7 protein-coding genes and 12 tRNA genes are annotated in these 5,210 nt (G+C 34.1%); 14 read left to right on the top strand and 5 right to left on the bottom strand.

The genetic code is table 11. From position 1 onward, the window contains the following. The 3 genes from rpmJ to ACI313_RS07475 all read right to left on the bottom strand — a co-directional run. Positions 1–79, bottom strand: a 79-nt coding sequence (gene rpmJ / locus ACI313_RS07485) for a 50S ribosomal protein L36 (protein WP_439755661.1), incomplete at its 3' end; no start/stop codon positions are given. A 13-nt stretch (positions 80–92) separates the two neighbouring features. Continuing rightward, positions 93–311, bottom strand: a complete 219-nt coding sequence (gene infA / locus ACI313_RS07480) for a translation initiation factor IF-1 (RefSeq protein ID WP_154461556.1) — start codon at positions 309–311, stop codon at positions 93–95. 114 nt (positions 312–425) lie between these two features. Beyond that, the gene (locus ACI313_RS07475; protein ID WP_320608776.1) at positions 426–1,388 is read right to left on the bottom strand and encodes a rod shape-determining protein; all 963 of its coding nucleotides are present in this window, start codon (positions 1,386–1,388) and stop codon (positions 426–428) included. A 52-nt stretch (positions 1,389–1,440) separates the two neighbouring features. Here ACI313_RS07475 and ACI313_RS07470 point away from each other — a divergent pair, with 52 nt between their 5' ends. The 13 genes from ACI313_RS07470 (at position 1,441) to ACI313_RS07410 (ending at position 2,912) form a co-directional block, all read left to right on the top strand. Beyond that, on the top strand, positions 1,441–1,857 hold the full coding sequence (locus ACI313_RS07470) for a hypothetical protein (protein ID WP_439755660.1): 417 nt from the start codon (positions 1,441–1,443) through the stop codon (positions 1,855–1,857). Between the two features lie 40 nt (positions 1,858–1,897). After that, positions 1,898–1,973, top strand: a tRNA-Val gene (locus ACI313_RS07465). Positions 1,974–1,995: 22 nt separating this feature from the next. Beyond that, positions 1,996–2,079: transfer RNA gene (locus tag ACI313_RS07460), tRNA-Tyr, on the top strand. A 5-nt stretch (positions 2,080–2,084) separates the two neighbouring features. After that, positions 2,085–2,160 (top strand) — tRNA-Gln (locus ACI313_RS07455). A 4-nt stretch (positions 2,161–2,164) separates the two neighbouring features. Beyond that, a tRNA-Gly gene (locus tag ACI313_RS07450) sits at positions 2,165–2,238 on the top strand. A gap of 6 nt (positions 2,239–2,244) precedes the next feature. Further along, positions 2,245–2,320, top strand: a tRNA-Thr gene (locus ACI313_RS07445). Between the two features lie 6 nt (positions 2,321–2,326). Next, positions 2,327–2,402, top strand: a tRNA-Lys gene (locus tag ACI313_RS07440). Positions 2,403–2,411: 9 nt separating this feature from the next. Then, positions 2,412–2,485: transfer RNA gene (locus ACI313_RS07435), tRNA-Gly, on the top strand. Positions 2,486–2,495: 10 nt separating this feature from the next. Continuing rightward, positions 2,496–2,571: transfer RNA gene (locus ACI313_RS07430), tRNA-Val, on the top strand. Between the two features lie 6 nt (positions 2,572–2,577). Next, positions 2,578–2,653 (top strand) — tRNA-Thr (locus ACI313_RS07425). 6 nt (positions 2,654–2,659) lie between these two features. Next, positions 2,660–2,735: transfer RNA gene (locus ACI313_RS07420), tRNA-Lys, on the top strand. An 18-nt stretch (positions 2,736–2,753) separates the two neighbouring features. Continuing rightward, positions 2,754–2,827, top strand: a tRNA-Gly gene (locus ACI313_RS07415). A gap of 1 nt (position 2,828) precedes the next feature. Next, positions 2,829–2,912: transfer RNA gene (locus ACI313_RS07410), tRNA-Tyr, on the top strand. A 19-nt stretch (positions 2,913–2,931) separates the two neighbouring features. Here ACI313_RS07410 and ACI313_RS07405 read toward each other — a convergent pair. Together ACI313_RS07405 and ACI313_RS07400 are read right to left on the bottom strand one after the other, a co-directional pair. After that, a complete protein-coding gene (locus ACI313_RS07405) occupies positions 2,932–3,822 on the bottom strand; it encodes a pyruvate kinase (protein WP_439755659.1) in 891 nt (296 codons plus the stop codon). Positions 3,823–3,846: 24 nt separating this feature from the next. Continuing rightward, entirely contained in the window at positions 3,847–4,056 is a 210-nt protein-coding gene (locus ACI313_RS07400; protein ID WP_320607609.1) for a hypothetical protein, read from the bottom strand. A 93-nt stretch (positions 4,057–4,149) separates the two neighbouring features. Between ACI313_RS07400 and asnA the strand changes: the two genes are divergently transcribed. After that, positions 4,150–5,157, top strand: coding sequence for an aspartate--ammonia ligase (asnA, locus tag ACI313_RS07395; RefSeq protein WP_320607610.1), 1,008 nt, complete (start codon positions 4,150–4,152; stop codon positions 5,155–5,157). Positions 5,158–5,210 lie beyond the last annotated feature (53 nt).

The following is a 5,210-nucleotide window of genomic DNA, read 5'->3' as shown; positions in this document are numbered from 1 at the left end:
AAATAACCATTACGCGACCTTTTCTTTTAATTACTCTGCATTTGTCGCAAATTGGTTTTACAGATGGTCTTACTTTCATCTAAATGACCTCCTTATTTTCTTCTAAACGTAATACGCCCACGTGTTAAATCATATGGTGATATTTCTACGGTTACGCGATCGCCTGGTAAAATGCGAATGTGATGCATACGGATTTTACCAGAAACGTGAGCCAAAATCTCGTGTCCGTTTTCCAACTTCACTTTAAAAGCGGCGTTGGGTAAAGTGTCAACTACGATACCATCTAATTCGATCATATCTTGTTTTGCCATGGATTGATACTTCCTCCTTATTCGAAATGATTTGGCGTAAAAAGCCAATTACCATTGTACCAAAAATTTCTAGAATTGCAATAATAAAGCAAAGATGTTTTTACATCACCTTTGCTATTCCATTCTCTGTAATAATATATATATTCCCTGACTAACTGTTTGCTCTGGATTATCCGTCACATAAAAAGGACAAGGAAGAAGTTTCATCAACATTTGAATAAGGCCAGGAAGTTTCATAACCCCTCCACAACATACAATTCCTCTAGTATATATGTCTTCTCTTTGTTGTTGAGTACAATCATTTAAAAATTGAGCAATCCAATGAGCCCATTGTTCAACAATTGCTTGAACTAAATCCACAAGTTGATTTGAATTTAAAGTGATAACTTTAATCTGATGTAAATGGACATCCATTCCCTGAACATGCATCGAAACTGGTTCTGATTTCTTTATAGCACAAGCTAATTTTTTATTTATTTTTTCTTTCATATGTTCTGAAATAATTAAGCCATAATTTTGACGAACATATTTACCAATTAAATTATTGATGGATTTACCAGAAATTGAACAATTTGCTTTTTTCTGCATTTGACCAGAAGAAAAAATCGCAATATCACAATTTGAATATCCTATATCTAATACACAACTCGTTAAAGGAAGAAACAAATCTAAATTAGCACCAATAGCTGCCATCCATATTTGTTGATCCATATAAACACGATAAGCTCCTAATTCTAATAAATTTTGTTTCAAATCCTCACATTGTTGTTCTGTGAAAGTAGTTGGATACGACACAATTAATTCTGTTTTTTGAAAAACACGAAAAACATTAAATTGATAACACAATTGTTCCATCAATAAATACAGTGCATCAAAATCAATTTCTTTTAGTGCCAAAGGAGCAATAACTTGTATATCATCTTCAACACCCTTCATTTCTTTTGCTTCACAGCCAACTGCCAGCACACGATGTTTTTTGTCTAGGGCAACCATACAATCTTCATCAAATATTATTCCCTTTTCGTCTGAAATCAAACGAATATGATTAGCACCTAAATCGAAGCCAAAACGAATCATAAATCAAACCTCCCAATGTGATATAATAAATATGCACATTCTTATTAATTAAATGAGTAACTTATATATACAAATTATACTTGATTCTTTAGAAAAAGAAAAAACTTTAATACAACATGATCTAATAATTGAATGGAATTCCTATTTTAATGAAATAAATGTTCCCATTAAAGTAATTACCAACGATAATCCAAATGTTTTATATAAAATTAAAAGACAATATAAAACAAACATAGAATATGAATCTAAAGATCTAAATTTCTTTTTAGAACATAAATATTTAAAAGAAAAAGTGATTTATGGGAAAAAATATTTAATTATTTATCCAGAAATTCATGTAATCGAAGAAAATAAAATCACATATACATCGAAAAGAATTAACAAAAATGTCATGAAAACGGTATTTTTTGTATGTTTGGACATGAAATTTAAAAAATTTAAAAAAAATTTAGAAAAGTTGTTGACATAAGTTTTATTTTTTAGTATTCTTTAATAGCGCTAAGCGAGATGGAGGTTTAGCTCAGTTGGGAGAGCATCTGCCTTACAAGCAGAGGGTCAGCGGTTCGAGCCCGTTAACCTCCACCATTAATTAGTTGTATGTGTATCTGGAGAGGTAGCGAAGTGGCTAAACGCGGCTGACTGTAACTCAGTTCCTTTTGGTTCGGCAGTTCGAATCTGCCTCTCTCCACCACACACTGGGGTATAGCCAAGCGGTAAGGCAACAGACTTTGACTCTGTCATCTCGTTGGTTCGAATCCAGCTACCCCAGCCATTATGCAGGTGTAGTTCAATGGTAGAACTTCAGCCTTCCAAGCTGACTACGTGAGTTCGATTCTCATCACCTGCTCCATTATTTGCCGACTTAGCTCAATTGGTAGAGCAACTGACTTGTAATCAGTAGGTTGTGGGTTCAATTCCTATAGTCGGCACCATTATTTGACCCGTTAGCTCAGATGGTAGAGCAACTGACTTTTAATCAGTAGGTCGGGCGTTCGAATCGCCCACGGGTCACCACTTAAATATGCAGGTGTAGTTCAATGGTAGAACTTCAGCCTTCCAAGCTGACTACGTGAGTTCGATTCTCATCACCTGCTCCATATTTTTTCTGGAGGTTTAGCTCAGTTGGGAGAGCATCTGCCTTACAAGCAGAGGGTCAGCGGTTCGAGCCCGTTAACCTCCACCATTTTTTGCCGACTTAGCTCAATTGGTAGAGCAACTGACTTGTAATCAGTAGGTTGTGGGTTCAATTCCTATAGTCGGCACCATTATTTGACCCGTTAGCTCAGATGGTAGAGCAACTGACTTTTAATCAGTAGGTCGGGCGTTCGAATCGCCCACGGGTCACCATTTTTTTTACCCAAAATTGCAGGTGTAGTTCAATGGTAGAACTTCAGCCTTCCAAGCTGACTACGTGAGTTCGATTCTCATCACCTGCTCCATGGGGAGGTAGCGAAGTGGCTAAACGCGGCTGACTGTAACTCAGTTCCTTTTGGTTCGGCAGTTCGAATCTGCCCCTCCCCACCACTAAAAAGATAAAGGGAAATCAAATTGATTTCCCTTTTTTTCTATCTTTCACTGCACTATTCGCAACACCTACAAATACTTCCATAGCTTCAACTGGATAAGACCCCATTGCTGTTTCCGCTGTTAACATTATACTTTTGGCTCCATTATATACGGCATGATAAATATCAGATACTTCAGCACGTGTTGGTGTCGGATTTTTAATCATAGAATGAAGCATTTCCGTTACTACCATATAGTCTCTATTTTTAGCTTTACAATGATCTTCAATATATTTTTGAGCAGAAGGAAGATTAATGATTCCCACTGAATTTGCCAAATCTCCACGAGCAATCACTATTTGATCACATTGATCAATTAAATCATCAAGTTGTAATAGCCCTTGTATATTTTCAATTTTGGCATAGATTTTAATATTTTTATCTTCTATTTCTTTTTTCACATTCATTAAATCTTGTACATTACGAACAAAAGGCTGCATCAATCCTGTTACCCCAAATTCCAGAGCATCTTTAATGTTTTCTTTATCTTGTTTCGTCAGAGTATCTCTTTCAATCGTAATATTAGGTAGGGCAATACTTTTATGTGATTTTAATAAACCAGGTTGTATTACTTTTAGATAATTAGGAATTGCCAAGTCATCAATTGAAACGATATCATTTACATTTAATTGTTTTTCAATTTCACCAATTCGAAGCTCTGGTCCTTGCATATCAATTAATAAATCCGCTTCTATATTATTTTCTTTGGCTGCCAAAGAAAACTCATGAATCCAATCACTTGCTTGTTTTAAACTCGTATGAGATAAATTTAATCTCATACCCGTCATACCCTTTTTAAATAACTTGCTAATCACTTCTTTTTCACAACAAGAAGGTCCCAATGTCCCATAAATTTCTAATTCTTTCATACTCACTCCTAAAAAAAGAAGTCATTAACCTTGAATGACTTCTACTTTAACTTTATGATCTGCTTCTACATCATATGTAATCTTCGCAAAATCATTTATATTTTCAGTAATTACATCTCGAACTGCTTCAAAAACTTCATCTTCTTGTTTTTCATCACTACAATCATATTCGATTGAAGTCACAACATGTTTCTTAACCGAAATATTCTCAAGATCTTTTACAATACTTTTCATTTCCTTACCTCACTCTTGAATTTTAACACATTATTGTCTTTTTGACAATTATCTACATTATGATAAAATGGATACAAAAAAAAGGAGAAAGATATGAATCTAGTAATACCTGAAAACTATAATCCTGTTTTATCGATTCGTGAAACGCAAGAAGCGATAAAATTTATTCGTGATACATTTCAATATGAATTTGGAAAGGAAATGAACTTAACTCGTATTTCAGCTCCTCTTTTCTTAGAAAAGAACTCTGGATTAAACGATGACTTAAACGGTGTTGAACAACCTGTTTCTTTCACAATGAAAGAATTAGGTGATGAACGAATTGAAGTTGTTCATTCCCTTGCGAAATGGAAACGATGGGCTTTAGGGCACTATAACTTTTCAATGCATGAAGGTTTATATACAAACATGAATGCGATTCGTAAAGATGAAGACTTAGATAATCTTCATTCGGTATACGTTGATCAATGGGATTGGGAAAAGATTATTTCAAAAGAAGAAAGAACTGAGAATGTTTTAAAACAACATGTGGAACAAATATTTAAAATTATTAAGCACATGGAACATGAAGTTTGGTATAAATATCCCCAAGCTGTAAATCGTTTACCAGAAGCTATTCATTTCTTTACAACACAAGAATTATTGGATTTATATCCAAATTTATCTCAAAAAGAAAGAGAAAATGAAATTACTCGTCAATATGGTTGTGTTTTCTTAATGAAAATCGGTGATAAATTATCAAATGGAAAGAAACACGATGGACGTGCACCTGACTATGATGACTGGCAATTAAATGGTGATATTTTATTTTGGTATGAACCATTGCAATGTGCTTTAGAAATCTCAAGTATGGGAATTCGTGTTAGTGAAGAATCTTTAGTGGAACAACTTGAAAAAGAAAATTGTATGGACCGCTTAAAACTTCCTTATCACCAAGACATTTTAAATAAACGTCTTCCATATACTATTGGTGGAGGTATTGGACAATCTCGTTTGTGCATGTTGTTGTTAAAGAAAGCACACATTGGTGAAGTTCAATCAAGTCTCTGGCCTAAAGAAATGGTTGATGAGTGTTTAAAAAATAACATTCAAATTTTATAAGAGGATATAACAGTTAAGTGATTTGTCACTTGAAAAGAGTTATATCCTCTTTT

This window comes from Floccifex sp., assembly GCF_051873495.1.
Classification (GTDB): Bacteria; Bacillota_I; Bacilli_A; order Erysipelotrichales; family Erysipelotrichaceae; genus Floccifex.
This window is presented reverse-complemented; position numbering and strand designations above follow the sequence as displayed.